Below are 1,857 nucleotides of genomic sequence, written 5' to 3'. Positions count from 1 at the left end.
TAGACTCACTTTTACCCCACAAGAGAAACGTATGACGAGCTTAAGGCACTTAGCAGCACCTGCTATATCATTAATGGGCAACTTAAAATATAAAACTAAAATTGGTTTAGTTTTTGGTATCTTATTATTACCCCTTGCGCTTAGTTTGTTTTTTTTAGTCTCTTTATTAAGCGAGAGTATCAGCGTCTCTCAAATGCAAAAACAAGGTTTACTGGGCTACAGAGACATTCTTGCAAATCAAATGCAGGGTGAAACCTATAAAAATGTAAAAGTAGCTAAAGCACGTGGTTTTAATGTAAAAGATGAGCAAATAAATAACGTACTTGAGCTGGTTTCAATACAGTCTAATTTAGCCTTAGATAACCAACTTGCGAGTGCTTATGTTAATCGCGCATTAGTTACGCCTATACCTGCGCTTATCATGCAGATAAATGCGACAGCACAAAGCGCTAATACTGTTCTTACTAACCAGCGTTTTACACCAGAGACTTTCATTGCGCTTTCAAACTTAAGTAAGTCGCTACCTTTGTACCAGCAGCAACTCGATAAAATACTTACAATTGCCACCACGGCCGATGCATCTGTAAATAAAGCACTGACGCCCTCTCTCACTAATTTACATAACGCCATAGCCGCTTTTAAAACAGCCATTGATGAAAAGCTGCTTGAACCGGATGATATACAGCTTACACAAGACGAATTTGCAGAGCTTACCAGCCAAGTGCTTAGTCGTATTAGCCAACTAATTGATAAAAGCATTCCTACCCTTGAGTCGCTAATAAATGAAAAGCTGAACACGCAACTCTTGACAAGAAACACTGTATTAGCTGCATCATTAATTAGTTTATTGTTTGCATTTTACTTAATGGTTGGTTTTTATTTTGCGGTAGTTGATACCATTAATCGCTTTGCCGAAGCTGCGCAAAGAGCAGCAAATGGCGATTTAAATGCGGTTATCAACTCAAGTACTAACGATGAAATGGATATTATTGCAGCGCGATATAATTCACTCCTTAATGCCTTTTCAAAACTTTTAGAGAATGTAAAAGCAAGCACTGTGGAGCTATGTGGCGCCACTAAATCGCTTTCACAGGCAAGCAGCCAAACGAGTAACGATGTTGAAAAACAGCAAATACGGGTAAACGCTATTCATGATGCACTAAGTAATATGGAGCAAAGTGCAGTGAGTGTAGAAGAGTCTGCTAATCAAGCGATGTTAACAGCACAAGATGCCGCGCAGCATGTAAAGCAAGGCTCTAACAACACCATGGCGCTTGCCGAGTATATGCAAGACTTACAAATAGAATTTACCCAAAGCCAACAAGCCCTTAATCGCTTAGCCCAAGATAGCCAAGAAATTAGTAAAGTAAGTAAAGGCATTAGCGAAATAGCCGAACAAACTAATTTATTAGCCCTAAACGCAGCAATAGAAGCCGCACGAGCCGGTGAACATGGCCGTGGTTTTGCCGTGGTAGCTGATGAAGTAAGAACCCTTGCACAGCGTACACAAACTCAAACACAAGAAATTCACCAAATAATTAGCTCACTCCAACAAGCTTCTGACGATACACAACAAAAAATGCGCTCAAGTGTCCAGAAGATGGAACAATCGGTAAACGCCGCCACCGAAACAAACGATATTTTACAAAGTGCAGAGCAAAGCATGGGCGATATAAAACACCAAGGCGAAGAGATAGCACTGCGGGTTAAAGAGCAATCTAACGCAACCACCCAAGCATTAACTGATTCGCAAGAAGTAAGTAACTTAGCAGATCACACTCTTCTCTCTGCACAATCTACACTGCAAGACGCACAGCAACTTAGTCAGCTCTCTGATGACTTAACTAAATCAATGCA

At 40.4% G+C, this 1,857-nt stretch carries 1 protein-coding gene; it reads left to right on the top strand.

Translation table 11 applies throughout. The annotated features are described in order from the left end of the window. Positions 1–31: 31 nt before the first annotated feature. Positions 32–1,857: methyl-accepting chemotaxis protein (locus B2R65_RS00900; RefSeq protein WP_286740286.1), on the top strand; the 1,826-nt coding region annotated here is incomplete at its 3' end.

It is taken from the genome of Pseudoalteromonas sp. UBA2102 (genome assembly GCF_002331165.1).
Classification (GTDB): domain Bacteria; phylum Pseudomonadota; class Gammaproteobacteria; order Enterobacterales; family Alteromonadaceae; genus Pseudoalteromonas; species Pseudoalteromonas atlantica.
This window is presented reverse-complemented; position numbering and strand designations above follow the sequence as displayed.